At 58.5% G+C, this 18,694-nt stretch carries 20 protein-coding genes; 9 read left to right on the top strand and 11 right to left on the bottom strand.

Features of this window, described 5'->3' with window-relative positions; all coding sequences use genetic code 11:
• Positions 1–5: 5 nt before the first annotated feature.
• Positions 6–1,142: a lipase family protein gene (locus BLW36_RS14145; protein WP_091389932.1), complete on the bottom strand. Its 1,137-nt coding sequence runs from the start codon at positions 1,140–1,142 to the stop codon at positions 6–8.
• A 253-nt stretch (positions 1,143–1,395) separates the two neighbouring features.
• On the opposite strand from BLW36_RS14145, the gene BLW36_RS14140 reads away from it, so the two are divergent.
• Together BLW36_RS14140 and yghU are read left to right on the top strand one after the other, a co-directional pair.
• Positions 1,396–2,256: a GNAT family N-acetyltransferase gene (locus BLW36_RS14140; RefSeq protein ID WP_091389929.1), complete on the top strand. Its 861-nt coding sequence runs from the start codon at positions 1,396–1,398 to the stop codon at positions 2,254–2,256.
• A 132-nt stretch (positions 2,257–2,388) separates the two neighbouring features.
• On the top strand, positions 2,389–3,267 hold the full coding sequence (gene yghU / locus BLW36_RS14135; RefSeq protein WP_091389925.1) for a glutathione-dependent disulfide-bond oxidoreductase: 879 nt from the start codon (positions 2,389–2,391) through the stop codon (positions 3,265–3,267).
• Between the two features lie 200 nt (positions 3,268–3,467).
• Here the strand turns inward: yghU and BLW36_RS14130 are convergent, their stop codons facing one another.
• The 5 genes from BLW36_RS14130 to BLW36_RS14110 all read right to left on the bottom strand — a co-directional run bounded on the left by BLW36_RS14130 (position 3,468) and on the right by BLW36_RS14110 (position 6,951).
• Positions 3,468–4,700 (bottom strand): GNAT family N-acetyltransferase, encoded by a 1,233-nt coding sequence (locus BLW36_RS14130; RefSeq protein ID WP_091389922.1) that lies wholly within the window; start codon positions 4,698–4,700, stop codon positions 3,468–3,470.
• 267 nt (positions 4,701–4,967) lie between these two features.
• Positions 4,968–5,819, bottom strand: a complete 852-nt coding sequence (locus tag BLW36_RS14125) for an NAD-dependent protein deacetylase (protein WP_244506269.1) — start codon at positions 5,817–5,819, stop codon at positions 4,968–4,970.
• A gap of 139 nt (positions 5,820–5,958) precedes the next feature.
• Positions 5,959–6,201, bottom strand: coding sequence for a hypothetical protein (locus BLW36_RS14120; RefSeq protein ID WP_139304907.1), 243 nt, complete (start codon positions 6,199–6,201; stop codon positions 5,959–5,961).
• The gene (locus tag BLW36_RS14115; protein ID WP_091389912.1) at positions 6,179–6,667 is read right to left on the bottom strand and encodes a hypothetical protein; all 489 of its coding nucleotides are present in this window, start codon (positions 6,665–6,667) and stop codon (positions 6,179–6,181) included. The genes BLW36_RS14120 and BLW36_RS14115 overlap by 23 nt, the downstream gene beginning before the upstream one ends.
• 35 nt (positions 6,668–6,702) lie before the next feature.
• On the bottom strand, positions 6,703–6,951 hold the full coding sequence (locus BLW36_RS14110; RefSeq protein ID WP_091390304.1) for a hypothetical protein: 249 nt from the start codon (positions 6,949–6,951) through the stop codon (positions 6,703–6,705).
• Positions 6,952–7,194: 243 nt separating this feature from the next.
• Between BLW36_RS14110 and BLW36_RS14105 the strand changes: the two genes are divergently transcribed.
• Positions 7,195–7,557 carry a hypothetical protein gene (locus BLW36_RS14105; protein ID WP_211567209.1) on the top strand — a complete coding sequence of 121 codons (363 nt, stop codon included), beginning with the start codon at positions 7,195–7,197 and terminating at the stop codon, positions 7,555–7,557.
• A gap of 23 nt (positions 7,558–7,580) precedes the next feature.
• Here the strand turns inward: BLW36_RS14105 and BLW36_RS14100 are convergent, their stop codons facing one another.
• Both BLW36_RS14100 and metG read right to left on the bottom strand, forming a co-directional pair.
• Entirely contained in the window at positions 7,581–8,516 is a 936-nt protein-coding gene (locus tag BLW36_RS14100; protein ID WP_091389909.1) for a D-2-hydroxyacid dehydrogenase, read from the bottom strand.
• A gap of 69 nt (positions 8,517–8,585) precedes the next feature.
• Positions 8,586–10,646 (bottom strand): methionine--tRNA ligase, encoded by a 2,061-nt coding sequence (metG, locus tag BLW36_RS14095; RefSeq protein WP_091390301.1) that lies wholly within the window; start codon positions 10,644–10,646, stop codon positions 8,586–8,588.
• Positions 10,647–10,842: 196 nt separating this feature from the next.
• Between metG and apbC the strand changes: the two genes are divergently transcribed.
• The 3 genes from apbC to BLW36_RS14080 all read left to right on the top strand — a co-directional run bounded on the left by apbC (position 10,843) and on the right by BLW36_RS14080 (position 13,206).
• Positions 10,843–12,015 carry an iron-sulfur cluster carrier protein ApbC gene (gene apbC, locus BLW36_RS14090; RefSeq protein WP_244506268.1) on the top strand — a complete coding sequence of 391 codons (1,173 nt, stop codon included), beginning with the start codon at positions 10,843–10,845 and terminating at the stop codon, positions 12,013–12,015.
• A 145-nt stretch (positions 12,016–12,160) separates the two neighbouring features.
• Positions 12,161–12,547, top strand: coding sequence for a hypothetical protein (locus BLW36_RS14085; protein WP_139304906.1), 387 nt, complete (start codon positions 12,161–12,163; stop codon positions 12,545–12,547).
• 248 nt (positions 12,548–12,795) lie between these two features.
• Positions 12,796–13,206, top strand: coding sequence for a hypothetical protein (locus tag BLW36_RS14080; protein WP_091389903.1), 411 nt, complete (start codon positions 12,796–12,798; stop codon positions 13,204–13,206).
• On the opposite strand, the gene trhO is transcribed toward BLW36_RS14080, so the two are convergent.
• Complete coding sequence (trhO, locus tag BLW36_RS14075) at positions 13,203–14,189, bottom strand: oxygen-dependent tRNA uridine(34) hydroxylase TrhO (protein ID WP_091389900.1); 987 nt, start codon at positions 14,187–14,189, stop codon at positions 13,203–13,205. The genes BLW36_RS14080 and trhO overlap by 4 nt on opposite strands.
• A gap of 170 nt (positions 14,190–14,359) precedes the next feature.
• Here trhO and BLW36_RS14070 point away from each other — a divergent pair, with 170 nt between their 5' ends.
• From BLW36_RS14070 to BLW36_RS14060, 3 genes are all read left to right on the top strand, one after another.
• Entirely contained in the window at positions 14,360–14,620 is a 261-nt protein-coding gene (locus tag BLW36_RS14070; protein ID WP_091389897.1) for a baseplate wedge protein 53, read from the top strand.
• A 738-nt stretch (positions 14,621–15,358) separates the two neighbouring features.
• Positions 15,359–16,081, top strand: a complete 723-nt coding sequence (locus tag BLW36_RS14065) for a hypothetical protein (RefSeq protein WP_139304905.1) — start codon at positions 15,359–15,361, stop codon at positions 16,079–16,081.
• A gap of 404 nt (positions 16,082–16,485) precedes the next feature.
• Positions 16,486–16,938: a hypothetical protein gene (locus BLW36_RS14060; RefSeq protein ID WP_139304904.1), complete on the top strand. Its 453-nt coding sequence runs from the start codon at positions 16,486–16,488 to the stop codon at positions 16,936–16,938.
• Between the two features lie 102 nt (positions 16,939–17,040).
• Here BLW36_RS14060 and BLW36_RS14055 read toward each other — a convergent pair whose 3' ends face one another.
• Positions 17,041–17,349 (bottom strand): 3D domain-containing protein, encoded by a 309-nt coding sequence (locus BLW36_RS14055; protein ID WP_244506267.1) that lies wholly within the window; start codon positions 17,347–17,349, stop codon positions 17,041–17,043.
• A gap of 633 nt (positions 17,350–17,982) precedes the next feature.
• The gene (locus tag BLW36_RS14050; RefSeq protein WP_091389888.1) at positions 17,983–18,660 is read right to left on the bottom strand and encodes a tetratricopeptide repeat protein; all 678 of its coding nucleotides are present in this window, start codon (positions 18,658–18,660) and stop codon (positions 17,983–17,985) included.
• Between the last annotated feature and the right edge of the window lie 34 nt (positions 18,661–18,694).

Genomic DNA, 18,694 nt, shown 5'->3' with positions numbered 1-18,694 from the left:
CACGCTTATGCGCCTTCGCGTTCCGTTTTCGGTGCAGCTTGTGGCCGCCTGGCCGCCTTTGGCCGAGTAATGGCACTAACGTCCGCACCCAGTAATTGATCCAGATTGCGGCGGAACATATACGCTTTCAGCATATCGCTGTACAGCTTGATCGAGTGGTAGGCGCCGATGGCCTTGAAGTTGGGGAAGCTGCGCGCCCAGGCCCACCAGATACAGATGACACGCCAGTAATATTCCGCCGATTTTTCCACGGTCATATTCCTGAAGCCAAAATTGTTGGCATCCGGTGTGTTGGCAGCGTACTTGATAAATACCCTGAAGCCAGTGTGGAAAAATCCAAGCGCTTTGTCGCGCAGCCAGCGGGAGAGTCTCTGCGGTAGAAAAAAGCACAGCACACCGAGCAGGATACTTCCCCCATATCCGAAAGGTATCAGCGGCACCGGATCGCCACCGATTTCCAGTCGATAGATCGGTGTTTTTACCTTGCTGAAGTACAGTCGATCGCCGGTGCGCGGGGTGCCGTAAACGTAAGTCGCGCCGTCGCCCTGCGGGTTTAGCTCTTTGGTGCAAATCAGAGCCAGGGCACCGCCGAGACTGTGGCCAAAGGTATACAGGGGAAGTTTGGGTTGCTGACGAAGGTCGTTTTCAATCAGTTCGCGAATGTTCTCGAAGGCCTGCTTAAAACCGCTGTGCACACGCCCGAAGCTGCCGTAGGGGGTCAACGCGAAGTTGAGATCGGTGGCGATATCCCTGGGCTTCATTTCAGTACCGCGAAAGCACAGGATCAGTATCTGCTGCCCGGAGCTGTCATCCATGCGGGCGAGCAGCGCCTGCGTTTCCGACACGTCGTAGAAATTGATCGGCTCAAAATTGTATTGTTTCAGAATACCGCCGATACCCTCGGAAAATTTGCAGCTATTGCTCTGCAGGTGGCTGCTCCATTCGGCGAGCACCGCTCTGCGCTCGGAATCACTGCTGGCGCTGCCGAGTTTGTGCAGGATTTCGGTGAGGCTTGCATCCGGTGTAAATGGCTCATACACCAGTCGTGACAACTCGGCGCCGATATAGGCCATGCGGTCGCTGTAAGCTGCTCGCCCGACGGGTAGGCCGGGCAGCCGTTGCATACCGTCGAAATAGGACATTGGTTTATCCCTCGAGATTGAGGCCCGCAGTTATTGTCGCGAGCCGGCGTATAGGCTCACCCAGTACCTCAGGAGAGATGACAAAATGCATCGGCATGGGAGCGATCTTGAGTTCCCCATACCGATAGTGACGCTAGTTTACCCATTGCCTGCCGCGGCGGGGAAGACCCGCCCCCGCAGTCTCTCTTTATCTGCACTGTGCGCTGACCGCCGGCTTGGCTATAAATGTCAGTCAGGCATCAGGAAAATTCCCATGCATGAAGAGAACTTCAGGGTCAGGGTGATGGAGCCGTCCGAGCTCGCCATTGCGCTGCACTGGGCCGCGCGGGAGGGTTGGAATCCCGGCCTGCACGATGCCGGCTGCTTCTACGCCGCCGATCCCCACGGCTTCTTTATCGGCCTGCTCGATGAAAAACCGATCGGTACAGTTTCTGCTGTGCGCTATGGCGAGGACTTCGGTTTTCTCGGTCTCTATATTGTCGATCCCTCTCATCGCCATGCCGGATATGGTGAACGGCTGGCGCAAGCCGGCATCGAGCATTTGGGTGGACGCAATATGGGCCTGGATGGCGTGGTCGCCATGCAGGAGAGCTACCGCAATGCCGGCTTTACGCTCGCCCACCGCAATATGCGCTACCTGGGGCTGACCGGACAGGCAGCCGCCACCGCGCCGCAAAGTCACTCCGTCGTGCCGCTGGCGTGGGTGCCGTTCGATACCCTCGCCGCCTATGACCGCAAGCTGTTTCCAGGACCGCGCGAAGCCTTCCTGCGAGTGTGGATCAGCCAGCCGGATTCCGTGGCGATCGGTTGTGTCGAGGATGACGAATTGCACGGCTACGGGGTGCTGCGCGCCTGTCAGGAGGGCTACAAGATAGGGCCGCTGTTCGCCGACAATCCGGAGTTGGCGGAACAGCTCTATCTGGCGCTGACCGCCAGTGTGCCGAGCGGGCGGCAGGTGTATCTGGATGTTCCAGAATCGAATCCGCACGCGCTGGCATTGGTGGATCGTCACAAGATGGAGATGGTGTTTGAAACCGCGCGGATGTACAGCGGTGCGGTGCCGGATATAGCAATCGAGCGGGTCTTCGGTATCACCACCTTTGAGCTGGGTTGATTGCCGGCTCCATGAAGCGTGAAGACACATCACGGCCAATGGAGGGATGGGGCATTTCAAAAAGCGGTTTAAGCCAATAGTATGCAGCGAACGTATCTAGGCCACCGAATCTTTTGAAATGGAGCCGTTGTTATGACGAACACTACCTATATACCGCCACGCGTCTGGACCTGGGACAAGGACAGCGGCGGCAAGTTTGCCAATATCAATCGCCCCACTGCCGGAGCCACGCACGACAAGGAACTGCCCGTCGGCGAGCATCCGCTGCAGCTGTATTCGCTGGCGACACCCAACGGCGTGAAAGTGACCATCATGCTCGAGGAACTGCTGGCACTCGGCCAGGAAGGCGCCGAGTACGATGCGTTCCTGATCGATATCTCCGAGGGAGATCAGTTCGGCAGCGGTTTCGTCGACATAAACCCCAATTCCAAGATCCCGGCTCTGCTGGACCAGAGCATGCACCCACCGATCCGGGTGTTCGAGTCCGGCTCGATCCTGCTCTACCTGGCGGAAAAATTTGGTGCCTTCCTGCCGCACACACCGGCACAACGCACCGAAACCCTGAACTGGCTGTTCTGGCAGATGGGCAGTGCACCGTTTCTCGGTGGCGGTTTCGGACACTTCTACGCCTATGCGCCGGAGAAATACGAATACCCGATCAACCGTTACGCGATGGAGGTGAAGCGCCAGCTGGACGTGCTCGACCGGCAACTGGCCGAGCACCAGTATATCGCCGGTCACGAGTACACTATTGCCGATATGGCGATCTGGCCCTGGTACGGGGCGCTGGTCAAGGACAAGGTCTATGACGCGGCAGAATTCCTTGCGGCCCACACTTACAAGAACGTGATCCGCTGGACCGATGAAATCGCCGAGCGGCCCGCGGTACAGCGCGGCCGCATGGTTAACCGCACCTGGGGCGATCCGAGTTCACAGCTGCACGAGCGCCACGATGCCGCTGATTTTGATACGAAAACCCAAGACAAACTGGGCAGTGCGGAAGAGGGGTAATCGCATATCCTCCGGCGCAACGTCTCGCGGGGAGTGCTCGAGGGGCGACGGTGGTAGCTGGGCGCGGTAACTTCTCGCCGCGCGCAGGCGCCGAGTGGAAAGGCTTACCGCTGCTGATTCACGACGCCCTCCTAAAAGGCTGCCGACTAAATGACTGCCGATAAATCAGTGCCGTGGAGCGCGGAGCCCGTACTTGTGCTTTACCTCTGTCGCATGCGCCTCAACCGCGCCATCAGGCCGCTGGCCTCAAGAATGTGACGTATAGCATGCTCGGACTTCTTTACAGTGGCATCCAGAATGGTCGCTGTTAGGGCGGCGGGCGTTTTCGCACTATAGTGCATCGAGATAATTTCCCGTCGCATTGTGCCATAGACTTTTTTGTAGCCGTAATCTGGAGCTCCAAAGTCGAACCAGCGCACTCCATCCTGTTGAAACTGTTCGATCATCCTGCGGAGCAAATAGCCCCCGGGCGACACGGTGCTGTACTCTGGCAGGAAGGAAGTCGCAAATCCCGTATAGGTACTTTCCCACAGTGCGCCTACAGCGTAAGCCAGTGGTTTGCCGCCGCCCAACAACAGGTAGGCGCGCAGGTTGCCGCTGGCGGCGTAGAGTCCAAGTTTGTTATGCCACATCGCGTCATCTTTGACGCCGACACCTATCTCACTCTGGTAAGTGCACTCGCCGATTCGAGCCGCTACCTTTATGAAATCCGCGACCTGGTCGGGGCTGTGGAATTCTTGAATTTCCACCTTGTGGTTAAAAAACTGGCACAGTTTTCGGTCCATGCGCCGAAATGAGCTACGCGTTTTTGCTGAGTTGCTGGCAATGGGGTTTCCGGCGGAGTCAGTCAGCTCCGCGAACCAGTGACCCGCCGACTCGGGATTGCCGTCGCCGACATACCTCAATCCATCGTGTAGGGCTTGGCCTATGTCAGTGTCCAGCGGCAGGTTGTAGATCGAAATGCGGTCGACTTTGCCTGATACCAGGAGATGGCGCAGGTAGGCTGCTTGTTGCTGGGCGGTTGTATAGGAATATGCTTCGAGTCCTCCGGTGCCTATTTCGAGTACACGCAGCCGTGGCATGAGGACGCGCATTTTCAAGAAAGACAACTTAGGCCGCCGGAGGCTGTGGCGACCGATCAATATACCGTCGGGCATCCCGTTCTTTTCCCACAGCGCGACAAAGGGTGTGTTCTGTCCCTGCCGCTTGGAGAGATAGGGTAAATGGAAAAACGCAGCGACTTCTGAAGACCTTGGGGCACCTTTATGATCCACCTTTTCCCATGACTCGAGCAGAGCCCGTGCACCGTTAATGCTTCGCTCGATACGCGGGCCTTGTACGGCAAGCTGATACCTATCGTCCGGTTCGAGTGGTTTCGGTGTGGATTCCCGGGCTGCCGAACGTGTTTCGTTGATCTCTTCCGTGGTGCTCATGTTGATTAGTGGTGCAGGTTCAGTTGAAGGAGGTGGAGAGGGCGCGTACTGAACTGGGGCCAACGGAGCGCCCCGGCGCCTGCGAAGACCTATTGTTTCTATCAAAAGAGGCTGAGGCGTAAGTGTGTCGCGCTATCAGTATGTTGATTTTGGCCAACACCAGTTTTTATGTGGCAAACCAGCTGCCAAAATTTTATCGGCCCAATTGTAGAGGCCCGAGTCGACTGCTTCGGCATGCTGGCTTCGAAGTGGCTTAGTGAAAGCAAGTTATATAAGCGATAATGCCCCACTCAGCGTTTCGGCTATACGTGCATTTAATTTAACGTCTAGAAGATCATCTGCTCGCGTGCGGCCCAGGTTCAGCGCCGCCACCGGCTTGTTCCACTGCTTTGCGTAGCGGCAGAAACGAAAGCCGGAATACACCATCAGTGAAGAGCCGATGACCAGCAATGCGTCACTGGACTGCAGCGAATCCAGCGCCTGTTGTACCCGGCCTTTAGGCACGTTGTCGCCAAAAAACACCACGTCCGGTTTCAGGATGCCGCCGCAGTCGGGGCAGTCGGCGATGCGGAAGCTGCTGAAATCGACCTCCAGATCGGCGTCCCCATCCGGCGCTGTGTAGGCCTGATACTGGTGAAATGCCGGATTCATTAAGTGGCAGCGATCGTGCACCTGCTGGCGATCACACCGATAGCCGCAATCCATACAGATAACCCGATCGGCGCGGCCGTGCAGGTCGAGTACGCGCTCGCTGCCCGCCCGCTGGTGCAACCGGTCGACATTCTGTGTAACCAGCAGTTTCGTGTGTTGCCGTCGCTCCAGTTCAGTCAGATAGTGATGGGCCGGGTTAGGAGTGGAATTGCGAATGACCGGCCAGCCGATCAGGCTGCGCCCCCAGTAGCGCTGGCGGGTGGCCAGGCTGCCGATAAAATCCTGGTGCTGCACCGGTTGCTTGCGCTTCCAGGCGCCGTCCTGATCTCGATAGTCCGGGATGCCGGAGTCGGTACTGACGCCGGCGCCGGTCAGGATCATCAGGTTCGGGTGGCGGTGGATGAATTCGGCGAGTCGCACGGCGGCCGCCTCGGTGGTGAGCGGGGATTGGTGCGGGGCCGTCGGCACTGCATTATCACGGGGTTGCTTGCTGACTGTCATGGCTGCGGGAAATTGTAACTTGGCCCCCCAACTTTAGCCGAGTTGGACCCGTGACCAAAGTGACTGCCCGCAGTCGATCCTGATCAGAGCCGTTTGCGCGATTCGATCAGAACGCCCGCAACGCGAGATAAATTCGGAACAAGTTCGACGGTGCCGGTGAGTTGAAAAAGCGCTCCGCGACCAGTCCGCCGATGAACGCCAGCCCCATGGCCGCCGGCAGCGGAATAGTCGGCACCTGCTGGCCAATGGTGTTCTTCTGCTGATGCAGTAGTTGTTGAGCACAAAGACGCTGCCGGTCCATGTCCCGGCTACAGCTTTGAATGCGCTTATTTAAAGCTGTCAAAGACATCGCTCAATGCCTCTTTCGCCTGCTGCGCCTGTCGTCTGGTCTCATGGAAGCCGAGCATGGCGCTCAACTGTCGCTGGTAGAGGAGTATCCCCGCCAATACGAAAATCTGTGCCAGTATGAACACGGTAAAGCCCACATAGATCGACTGTGAAATCCGGTAGCCGATCAGGCCCGCCCCGCCACAGAGGCTCAGCACCAGTGCCACAACCAGCGGTAACAGCAGCAGATTTAACGCGATAATCCGCTTGCCGGCCGCAAGTGTGCGGCTGAACTCCAGGCGAATCAGGGTCTGGAAATTTCCAAGCCAGGCGGATACTAGCGTCAGCGTGGCATCGGCTTGGGCCAGCGCACTCGCTTCCGCACTGTCGTCATCTTCGGGCGGCGGTGTAACGCGATCCCGGCCGCGTGTTTGCGCGGCCGGCTCCGGTGAATCAGTGGGACGTTCAGAATTTTTTGCGTTTGCCATTGATCAGGCTCCCCACGGCCTCGGTGTGGATTGCTCTATTTCAATAGCTTTGCGATGAGCCATCCTGCCGCGAAGGCACAGCCGACGCTCAACACAGGATGCTGTCTGATTGAGGATTCCGCTCTCTCGGCAATATCAGCGGCGCGCTTCTTGTTCGTCTCCACCGAAGTTCTTGCGCGCGCCTTCAGATTGTCCGCTGCATCATGCGCGGCTTCACCGGCCAGGTGATATGCCTGTTTGAGCTTCTCCTGACTGTTGCCGTGCGGGGCTTTTGCGGTCGCCATAAAACTCTCCTTCATCACGGGTTGGAGTGTCTTCATATCGTATAGTCGCGGCGGTCGATCACCACGCACGGCGCGCGATTTCAGAGACTTGCGGTTCACGGGCCGCGGGTGTGGCAACCGCCAACTCGTTGGGTCGGCCACACGGTGTCAGACACCTTATATTTCGTGTATTCGGAGCGAAGTGCGTCGGCAGGGAGGTATAGATGATGTCGCGGCCAAGCCCGTGACTGAGGAGGCATAGTGTTGAAGTATCGACAAATTGTTCTGATAACGCTGGCAACCCTGTGCGCCAGCACTGCCTGGGCCGAGGACCGGTACGTGTGCCGGCTGGGCAACAGCCAGCGCATTATTGAGGTGATCTACGCGAGCCCGCCGAGCAAAGTGCCCTGTGAGGTCAGTTATACCAAGGCGGGAAGCGTGCAGACTCTGTGGCGCTCGCAGAATGAAATCGGCTACTGCGAGACACGGGCCCGGGAGTTTGCCCAGCAGCAGACCGGCTGGGGCTGGCACTGTGCCGAGCCCGGCGAGGTGGTCAGCGACCTAGTGCCAGCGGCCCAGGAACAGGAACCGGCGGATAGGGAGCAGGAAAAGGAACAGCGCGAATAAAAGCTGCCGGTGGTTGCTACTGCTTACGCTGCGCTGCACCAATCGCGGATGTTTGCCACCACGCCATCCAGCAGCCGCTGGCGGCTGTCACGGCTGATCCAGGCGTTGTGCGGGGTGATAATCAGGTTGGGAATATCCGTCGCCAGCAGTGGGTGATCGGCGGGCGGCGGCTCCTCGCTCAAAACATCCAGTGCCGCACCGCCGAGTTGGCGGCTGCGCAATGCATCGGCGAGGGCCTGTTCATCGACCAGGCCGCCGCGGGCGGTATTAACCAGCAGTGCGCCCGGTTTCATCGCAGCGAGAAATTCCTTGCTGACCAGTCGATCCGTCTGCTCGCTGAGCGGACAGTGCAGCGAAATCACGTCGGAATCCGCCAGTAACTGCGGCAGCGGCACCCGATCCTGTTGCTGGTGCCCGACGAAGGATTCGGCCACCAGAATATTCATGTCCAGCGCACGGCCGAGTTGCGCGACCTTCTGCCCCAGATCACCGTAGCCGATAATGCCGAGATTCTTGCCGGCCAATTCCATCACCGGGTGATCCAGCAGGCAGAATATCTGGGAGCGCGTCCACCGGCCGGATCTGACATCGGCATAGTATTCATGCCAGCGAGTGGCCAGGGCGAGGATCAGTGCCAGCGTGTGTTGCGGTACTGAAGCGCCCGCATAGCCCTGTACATTGCGTACCGCAATATTGTGCTCGCGCGCTGCCTCCATATCGATATTGTTGGTACCGGTGGCGCAGACGCAAATAAGTTTCAGCTGGGGAGATTTTTCGATGATCTCGCGATCCAGTACCACCTTGTTGGTGATGACCACATCCGCATCCTCGATGCGCGCGGCGGTTTCCTCCGGCGCAGTCGTTTCATAAAAATCCCAGTGGTCGAGAGATTTTTCCAGCGCGGAGGTGTCCAGCTCCTCCAGCTTCATGGTCAGGGTGTCGAGGAAAACGCCGCGCATAATTCAGTCCTTGTCGATGGCAAGAGGGCGAACCACTGGTTCGCCCTCTTCAGTTTCAGCTGTGCGTGATTACATCACGCGCATACCCGGCTTGGCGCCGGCGTGGGGTTCGAGGATCCACAGATCCTTGCCGCCGGGACCAGCGGCCAGCACCATGCCTTCGCTGACGCCGAAGCGCATTTTGCGCGGCGCCAGGTTGGCGACCATGACGGTGTGCTTGCCTTCCAGGTCCTCCGGTTTGTAGGCGCTCTTGATGCCGGCGAACACCTGGCGCGTCTCGCCGCCGAGATCCAGCGTCAGTTTCAGCAGTTTGCCGGCGCCTTCAACGTGCTCCGCCTTGGCGATCAGGGCGATGCGCAGATCCACCTTGGCGAAATCATCGAACTCGATCTGAGGGGCGACCGGTTCATCCTCCAGCGGGCCTTTGTCCAAAGCGCCGCTGGCGCCGGCCGGCTTGGCTTCCGCCTGCAGTTGCGCCAGGGATTCCTTCGCCGCTTCCATGACCGCGTCCACCTGGGTCTTTTCCACGCGCTGCAGCAGCGGTTTGAACTTGTTGATCTGATGGCCGGCCAGCGGCGTGGTGGCGGCGGCCCAGTCCAGCTCACCGTTCAAGAACTCAGACGCCTTTGCCGCGGTGTTCGGCAGTACCGGCGACAACCAGGTCATCAGCGCGCGGAACATATTCACACCCTGGGAGCAGATGGCCAGCACTTCGGATTCTTTGCCTTCCTCCTTGGCCAGCGACCAGGGCGCCTTGTCGGCGATCCAGGCATTGGCGGCATCCGCCAGTGCCATGATGTCGCGCATGGCGCGGGCGTATTCGCGGCTCTCGTAGTATTCGGCGATTCGCGGTGCGGCCTCGACAAACTGATTCCACAGTTTTTCATCCGCCAGCTCTGTGGCCAGTTCGCCACCGGACTTGCTGACGAACTTGGCGGTGCGCGAGGCGATATTGACGACCTTGCCCACCAGGTCCGAATTCACCTTGGCGATAAAGTCGTCGAGGTTCAGGTCCAGGTCGTCCACGCCGGCGGTCAACTTGGCGGCGAAGTAGTAGCGCAGGTACTCCGGGTTCAGATGATCCAGGTAATTGCGCGCGTTGATGAAGGTGCCGCGGGATTTGGACATCTTCTTGCCGTTGACGGTCAGGAAGCCGTGTACGCACACCTTGGTCGGGGTGCGGAAATCCGCCGAATCCAGCATCGCCGGCCAGAACAGCGCGTGGAAGTTGACGATGTCCTTGCCGATAAAGTGATACACCTCGGCGTTGCTGTCCTTCTTCCAGTATTCCTGCCAGTCGAGGCCGTGCTGGTCGCAGTAGTTTTTCAGGCTGGCCATATAGCCGATCGGCGCGTCCAGCCACACGTAGAAGTATTTACCCGGGGCGTCCGGAATTTCGAAGCCGAAGTAGGGCGCGTCGCGGGAAATGTCCCACTCCTGCAGTCCTTCCTCCAGCCACTCGGCCAGTTTGTTCGCCACTTCGTCCTGCAGGGTGCCGGAACGGGTCCAGTCTTTCAGAAAATTGGTAAAAGCCGGCAGGGTAAAGAAGAAGTGCTCGGATTCCTTCTCGACCGGAGTCGCGCCGGAAATGGCGGAGACCGGATCGATCAGCTCGGTCGGGCTGTAGGTGGCGCCACAGGCCTCGCAGTTGTCGCCGTATTGGTCGGGCGTGCTGCAGCGCGGGCAGGTACCCTTGATATAGCGGTCGGCGAGGAACAGCTGCTTTTCCGGGTCGAACGCCTGGGTGATGGTGCGCGAGGCGATATGGCCGTTCTCGCTCAGGCGCTGGTAGATCATCGCCGACAGCTCGCGATTCTCTTGCGAGTGGGTGGAGTGATAGTTGTCCACACCGATCAGGAAGTCGGCGAAGTCGCGCTCGTGTTCCGCCTGCATGTTGGCGATGTGCTGCTCCGCGGTCAGCCCCAGCTGTTCGGCCTTCAGCATGATGGCGGTGCCGTGGGCGTCGTCGGCGCACATATACAGGCAGTCATGGCCGCGCGCGCGCTGGAAACGCGCCCAGATGTCGGTCTGGATATATTCGAGCACATGGCCCAGGTGCAGGGAGCCATTGGCGTAGGGGAGTGCGCTGGTTACGAGTATCTTTCTCGGGGAGGGGCGCGTTTCTGACATCGGATCTTCCATCGGCTGAGGGGTTGTGGCCGGGGCCCGCAAATGAGCGGCCGGACATCGTCAAAAGACCGCGGAATATAGCAGATCTGGGCCTGTGGCGGCACCCGCTGCGGCGGCCGAGGGCGCGGTGTGCTGGCACTGGCCGGGGCTATCCGGGACAATGCCGCCCATCGAGCATTCACGCGAGGGAAACACTGTGACCGATCACCAGCACGACCACGATCACCAAGACCTGCCCGAAGAAGTACAGACGGAACTGGAGCGCCTGGCGGAGTGCCTCGGCCAGCTGCACGACCCGGCCAGCGGCCTGCCGCTGGACGAACTGGACGCGGAAATCGAGGTCGGCTTCGAGGACGACACCGTGTTCGTCGGCGTCACCCTCGGTTACCCCTGTGCCAGCCAGGAGGAGAGCTGGAACACGCGGGTGCACGAGGCGTGCCTGCCGACGCTCAGGGGTGGTCCGCTGGGTGATGCCCAGCTGCAGTTCGAGTTGTTCAGTGATATCCCCGCCACGCCGGCCGCCCTCTCTACCTCGCCTGAACAGGGGCCGGCGCCATTGCAGGGGGTAAAGAATATTGTCGCGGTCGCTTCTGGCAAGGGCGGCGTGGGCAAGTCCACCACCGCCGTGAACCTGGCGCTGGCGCTGGCCGCCGAGGGAGCCAGTGTCGGCCTGCTGGATGCGGATATCTACGGCCCCAGCCTGCCCACGATGCTCGGCACCGAGGGTGTGCGCCCGCAGGTGAAAGAGCAGAAGTTCTTCGTGCCGGTAGAGGCGCAGGGGCTCAAGACCATGTCTCTCGGCTATCTGATGACCGAGGAAACACCGGCGGTGTGGCGCGGTCCCATGGCCAGCGGTGCGCTGAACCAGATACTGACCCAGACGCTGTGGTGCGAAGGCGCGGATGAACTGGATTACCTGGTGGTGGACATGCCGCCGGGCACAGGCGATATCCAGCTGACGCTGGCGCAGAAGACAACGCTGGCCGGCGCGGTGATCGTGACCACGCCCCAGGACCTGGCGCTGAAGGATGCGATCAAGGGCGTGGAGATGTTCCGCAAGGTATCGGTGCCGGTGCTGGGGATCGTCGAAAATATGTCCCTGCACACCTGTTCCAACTGCGGCCACAGCGAACCGATCTTCGGCAGTGGCGGCGGTGCCCGCATCGCCGCCGATTACGATACGCGCCTGCTGGGGCAGTTGCCGCTGGCGATGGCGATTCGCGAAGGCACCGACTGCGGTCGGCCCAGCGTGGCCGCGGACCCCGATGGCGAAGTTGCCGGCTTCTATCGCGAGATAGCCCGGCGCGCCGCCGCACAGATCTGGCTCAATGTCGGCGACGAAGAAGTACCGGTGATCGAAACAAGCTGAGCGGACTCGATAATCTATTCATAAGCGGACGGACTTATTCGCAAGTTGATTGTATCGGGATATTTTTCCTAATATGGTCGGCTCAATAAGTTCGCGCCACCGGGGTTTTGGGCGTGGTGAAATTGCAGTTCACATGGAACCCCGCATGGCCCGAAATTTCCAGATCCGCTATCTCACGGCCGGTCGTATCGTCCGGCTGCACTTTATCGGCAAAGCGGGATTGGCAGAGCGCATACAGGCCGCCGAGCAGGTAGCGGCAAAATTCGGCCACCTGCGGGAATTGCGTCTGCTGGTCGATACGCGCTTTGTCGAGACCTCCCTGACACCCGCCGAGCAGCGACAATTTGCCGACTTCGTGCGCCGTCACGCGCTGTTACGGCGGGCGAAGACCGCGGTGCTCTGTAATCCGGGGATTACACCGGTGGCGCTGATCGCACAGAGGTTAGCGAAGCGCGGCAACAATACACGCATATTTCTGGTGGAATCCGCAGCGTTGCAATGGCTGCGGAGCCGGCGTCTGCCAGCGCAGTAGAACAGTGGCTCCGCGACGCTAACTGCCGGTTGAAAGACCAAACCCTGCCCAGCACCTTGTGACTCTGTTTTCGTGTTCCCTCGCCGCTTTCGATCGCGCGGCGCCGTTTTCCCTTTCTTAAGTCGTATTTATTCGAGTTTGGCTGTACTCGTCGGTCGAGATATTTATACTGGTGAGCCGGGTCTCACCATTGATGAGAACTGGCCTGCAAAAAAATAACAATATTGAGACACAGGTGCTTCGCGGCAATGACTTTTCATATCAGCTATCGACCCGAGGCCGGCATAGTCCGGATTCTGTTTCACGGCACCGTAGGACTGGCGGAGCGTATGGAAGCTCTCGAACTAGTGGCGGAGAAATTCCAGCATCGCACACCGCTGCGGGTGCTGGTGGATCTGCGCTATACGCGTTCAGAGATGGTGCCGGAAGAGCAGCGCCGGCTCGGCCGCTTCCTGGCCGAGCATCCGGTGCTGGGTAGGGCTCATATCGCCGTGCTGTACTGGCGGGATCGCTATACCTCGCTGATGGTCGCCAGCGAGGCCAAGGCGCGCGGACACAGCTCGCGGGAGTTCGACATCGAAGCCGAAGCGGAAGCCTGGCTGTTGCAGGCGAGGGATGAAACGCCGTCCCTGGCGTCGCTAATGTCAGTGAACGCTTAGGCGTCCTGAGCTTCCGCCTGGCGACGGCGCTCTTCCTGTTTCTGGCGGCGGCGTGCGGCAGTCACCTCCCGCGCCTCCTGCCCGATATGTTGCTCGCCGCGCGCCATGGCCAGCTGAATCTGCTTTTCCCGCTCGCGAAAGCGGGCGCGATCGGCTTCAGAGACCTGGTCAAAGCAGTGCGGGCAGCTGACCCCCTGCTCGAACTGCGGTGACTGCTTTTCCTCTTCCGTTACCGGCATGCGACAGGCGTTGCACTGATCGTAATTGCCGCGTTCCAGGTCGTGGTTCACGGTGACGCGGTCGTCGAAGACAAAGCACTCTCCCTGCCACAGGGTCTCTTCCTTCGGCACTTCCTCGAGGTATTTCAGGATACCGCCCTGCAGGTGGTAGACCTCGTCGAAGCCCTGTTCTTTCAGGTAGGCGGTGGATTTTTCACAGCGGATACCGCCGGTACAGAACATCGCCACCTTCTTGTGCTTGGCCGGATCCAGATTCTCGCTGACATATTGCGGGAACTCGCGGAAGCTGGCGGTGTTTGGATTCACCGCATTCTTGAAGGTGCCGACCTGATATTCGTAGTCATTGCGGGTGTCGATCAGCACCACTTCCGGATCGCTGATCAGCGCGTTCCAGTCCGCCGGTTTGACGTAGGTGCCGACGGTGCGGCGCGGGTCTATGCCCTCGACCCCCATGGTCACAATCTCGCGTTTCAGCTTTACCTTGCTGCGCAGGAACGGCAGTTCATCGGTAAAGGACTCCTTGTAGTCGAGCTCCGCCAGGCGCGGCTCCGACTTCAGGTGGGCGAGCAGGGTATCGATGCCCTCGCGGCTACCGGCCACGGTGCCGTTGATGCCCTCCCGGGCCAGCAGCAGGGTGCCGCGCACGCGGTTTTCGAGCATGACATTGAGCAGGGGTTCGCGCAGGGATTCAAAGTCGTCCAGGGTGACGAACTTGTAGAGCGCGCAGACGACGATCTGGTTCATGGTACTTCCTCATTGCGGGCCGGAGCGTAAATCCGGAGCAGAAAAAATCGCCGCGTATTTTATCGCAAACTGTGGCATCTGTCGTACATTTTTTCAGCAGGCGAAACTACTGATTGACCCCTGCGCGACAAGTTGTCAAAGTGCTCCCGGTTCACAGCGAGGCAATTCCCATGAACGACCAATTCGAACCGACAGAGTCCCCCCTCAGCCAGGCCTACAGTGAAGGCGGTGTCACCGTTCAGATCGACATCTATGAGGATGGCGAAGGTGGTTGGCTGCTGGAGATTGTCGACGAGAACGACAATTCCACGGTGTGGGAGGATTCGTTCGACACGGAAAAAGAAGCCCTGGAAGAGGCCCTGGATGCGTTGCGCGAAGAGGGTATCTCGACGTTCGTCGGCCCGGTACAGGAGACTGACGAAAGCTGGTAAATCGGCAGCACTAGCTCCCCTTGCAATAGATTGGCGCCGGTTTGGTGACCGGTGCCACTTCCTCATTCCGCCCTAGAAATCAATCCAGCGGTCATTGGTTATCCATTTACCTCCCCCCCCCTTTTTGGCTTGCAACTGCTATCGTTACAGGTGAAGGGAATCACGACAGTGTGATAGCACAACCCAATCTCGGGGCAGCGCGAGGCTCCACGGATACGAAGCCTCCGGTGTCCCACCACTCGATCGGTGATCGCGCTGGCCGCTTGGTCACCAGTTTCCCCGTTTGCCGATGTCATCTTATCGTGGCGCCACCGGCAAAGTATTGTCCTGCTGACCATCGGGCGTCGTACCCGGGTATTCGATTGCTGTATTCCCGACAGCACTTGGCTAACTTAATCGATTACTGCAATCCCTTAGCCATAAATTAATTATTTTTGAATTAGATTGTATTTACGGGGTTGCCGGTAGGGCGGCTGTGCCAAGACAAATTTTCTCGAGAAAAACAGGCGTCCATTACGCCGTCAATTAGACCGAATCACGCCGCATTTTTTGCTTGCTGAACTAAGCTGCGCTGGCACGGTGTTGATGGGCTGTCGTTGCGGTTATGTCTACGCCACAGAATCGAGATAACAATAAGCTTGTTTCCGGGATTCCTTCCCTTCTTGATTTCAGCACCTGTAATGCGCAACACGCGTCCGCATCATTTGTATTTAAAATAGTTAACAAAGGGATTAACAGATGTATAAATCAGCAAGGAATAACTCGTTCCGTCACCTGAAAATGAGTGGTCTGGCCCTGGCAGTAGCCAGCCTTATGACTACTTCTATGTCATATGCGGACAATTCCGCCTCGGCATACAGAGACTTGAGTATTGTCGGAGCAGAGGCGCTCGCCGCCGGTGTCTGCGACGCAGATGGTTTCTGCCCGGTATTGTCCACAGAGCTGAAAAATTCTGGCACCGTTAAAGACCTTGTCATCGGCGTCTCATTCGAGACGATGTTGATGACGTCAACCGCGGTGCGCAGCAAAGGTGGCAACAAGAGCGAGTCCGTTGCAGATGCCAAAATCGTCATGAAGGTCTATGTCGATGGTGAGGAGGCGAACCCTAAATTGGTGACATTTGATTACCGTAAACAGGAGCTCTGGGCGAGTTTCAGTGGTGTGCTGGATTGCACCGATGGGAATGGCGACGGAATCATCCAGTACGAAGAGTGTAATTTTGACGAAATGGACTATGAGGAAGTGGGGTTGATGCTGGACACGGCTCGGGCCAGTACATTCAATTTCCTCGCCTACGATATCGGTTCGGGCTCACACACGATCGAGGTCTGGGCTCAGCTGACGCACAGCGAAGAGGTGGTCAATGATACCAGCACCTCCCGGGCCAGTGCGGCGCTTGGCAATGGCACGCTCAGCGTCTGGGAAGTACACGGTGGCAGCGATACCGGAACTGCCGAGTAACCCTGCAACAGGTGGAATCCCTCCCGGGGGATTCCACCGCCCGCCTACTTTTCCCATGTTTTGACCCTTCCACGCCGACCGAATCGGCTCCAGCAGGCGCGAGTGGCCGCAACTCCGCCATTCAAGTCAACTGGCCCATCGGCAGTCACCGTTTCGCCTGACATGTAATTCCTTGTTTCCCTGCTATGGTTAATTAATAGAAGGGATTCGCGCCATTGTGGCAGCAGACAATGCGATCCAGGGGCCCCGCAAAATTTCTTGGAGATGCCAGCGGTCGGCCCCGCGTGTGACTGACAGCGGTGTCCCTTTCGATGTATGCGTTCAGATTTCTATCGTTTCTTCTGCTCAACTTTGCCGTGTCAGATGCGGCGCAAGGCGTAAATATCACGCTGTCGGACCAGACATTGCTCAGAACCAACCTTGCTGAGGCCCGACTGATCACCGAACTCGATGACTACGCGATCGTCGCCGGGCGCAGTTGCGTCGATTGCGACGAAAACACCTCCATCTACCTGCACAAGATCCCCAGGCCCGGCAATGGCGTAAACGGCGAGCAGGGCGACCCGCAAAGCGCCGACCGCTATACCTACCCCGGCAAATATGTCGATTACGAGAGCAAGCAGCTGGTAGAGAAGACGCGCATGTTTTACGGGCTCTGCTATGAAGGCCAGCCCTCGCTGCTGTGGTTGAGCGAATATCGGGATGGCGACGGCTGGGTCAAGGCCGAATACCTGATCCTGGTTGGCGATGACGGACTGAAACATCGTTACAACGAAAATCGTCAGCCGAGTATTTTCTACATCGAAGACACAAAATGCGTAGAGCTGCCGGGAATCACCGCGGAAACGGAACCCTGAGTAGCGGCGGGGAAACGGCAGAACGAAAAAAGCCCCGCTGGAGGGCGGGGCTTTCAGAGGCCCGGGGTTTAGTCCGGGCGGTCTAAGTTGTCTGAGGGCTGGTTACTTGACCGGCTGGAAGATGATCTTCAGCTTTTTCTTACCCCACTTGCGCGCCTTTTTGATGTCTTTTTCCATCCACACATCGATGCGGTTTTTAAAGCGCTTGTTCATGCGGTCGCGCACCGTGTAAGTGCCGGGCAGACCCTCGATCTTAACCTTGGCGCCGTTGGTCAGGCCGTGTTTCTCCAGGTCGCGGGAAACGGCAATAATCTTGTCACCCGGACGCAGACGGTTATTCCAGGCCGCTACCCAGGGATCATCGTCGGTCTGACCCGGTACTGAGTTGTAAGCGGTTGCGTCAACGGTCAAAGTTTTCTGTATGGCGGCAGATGCATTCAGGCTCACAGCCGCTGAAAGGACAGCGATCATAATAAATATTGAATTGCGCAGAGTCTGTTTCACCATTTCCCGATACCTCCAGGTTTCAAACGGTCACAAGCCAAAAGGTGCTTGTGAAATTTCCAAGTGTCTTTGGAAATAACTGATTAATAATTAATCAGTGGTGGCTATATTAACGGCAGCGGGCTCCTTATCAACTTTTCCCCACAATTCGCCTAAGAGCCGGATGCATTGGCTGGTTATTTGGGCTGACTAGAAAAAAATCGTGAAACCGGCTGGCTCCTCGAAAAATCATCCTTGCAAATGAATTTTTTGTAACCGGATGAATGGCAAACCGATGACAGCGTTAGTAATTGATTTCAGTAGCTCAAAACCCGCTGACAGCGATGTCATTCTAATTTTTGAGCAAAGTATGACCGCAACCTGGCTCCTAAGGCGGGTGCAAAAAGTAAAAAGTTTCTCCCCAATTATTTGTGACTGGTGGTTCAAAACGTGCTGTTTGGCCGCCAAAACCCGATTTTGATAGGAAGATACGCCACTGAAATGCATTAAATTACAGCGGCTGTAGGATGGGTGTCCTGCGGGGAGGCCTTTTGGGAGGAGCTAAATAGCGGTGGTGCTGGCGCGGGCCGGGGGGTTAATCTGCTCGCGCAGAGCCAGTAGATAGCTGCGATCCTCATCCAGATCGGGGAAGCCGTGTTCCCGGTCCAGTGCGACCGCCTTCTCCAGCCACTCGACCGCCTCTTCCAGATTGCCCTGCCACTCGCACACCTGGCCCAGATTGAAATAGGTAATGGCCAGATTGTGCCACTCCTGCTGTCGCGCCAGGTCGCCGGCAGCGCCGCTGTAAAGCAGGTAGGCGGTGCGCAGCAGGTGAGACCGCTGGACTGCGTCCTGTTCGCTGGCGGACTGCTGGTGGTAGGTGTGGGCCAGCGCCGAGCGCACCCGGGCGGCGGAGTGTTCCAGGCTCGCGCCACTGTCCAGGTAGTTGAGCACCGATTCGAACTGCGCCCGCGCCAGCGGGTAGAGCTCCGGGCGGGCACGCGCGCCGAGGGCGTTCAGCACTATGCCGTAGCGGTAGCGCAGTGCCTGCTGTTGAGCGGGCTGCGGGGCGAGAGCGGCGATGGCTTTTTCGTACAGGGGTAGGGCGGCGTCGAAATCGCCCTCGATGGCGAGCTCCTCCGCCTGCGCGACCAATTGCTGCGGCGCGGCCTGCGCCATGGCGGCGCCCGGAGCGAGCAGCGCCGTGCAGAGCAGCAGATTGGTCAGGGGTCGGTACATCGGTCTTTCCTGCGGGATCTTCCCGCGCTGCGGA

It is taken from the genome of Microbulbifer marinus (genome assembly GCF_900107725.1).
Classification (GTDB): Bacteria; Pseudomonadota; Gammaproteobacteria; order Pseudomonadales; family Cellvibrionaceae; genus Microbulbifer; species Microbulbifer marinus.
Note: the sequence above shows the minus strand (reverse complement) of the source record. Positions and strands in the feature narration are given on the sequence as shown.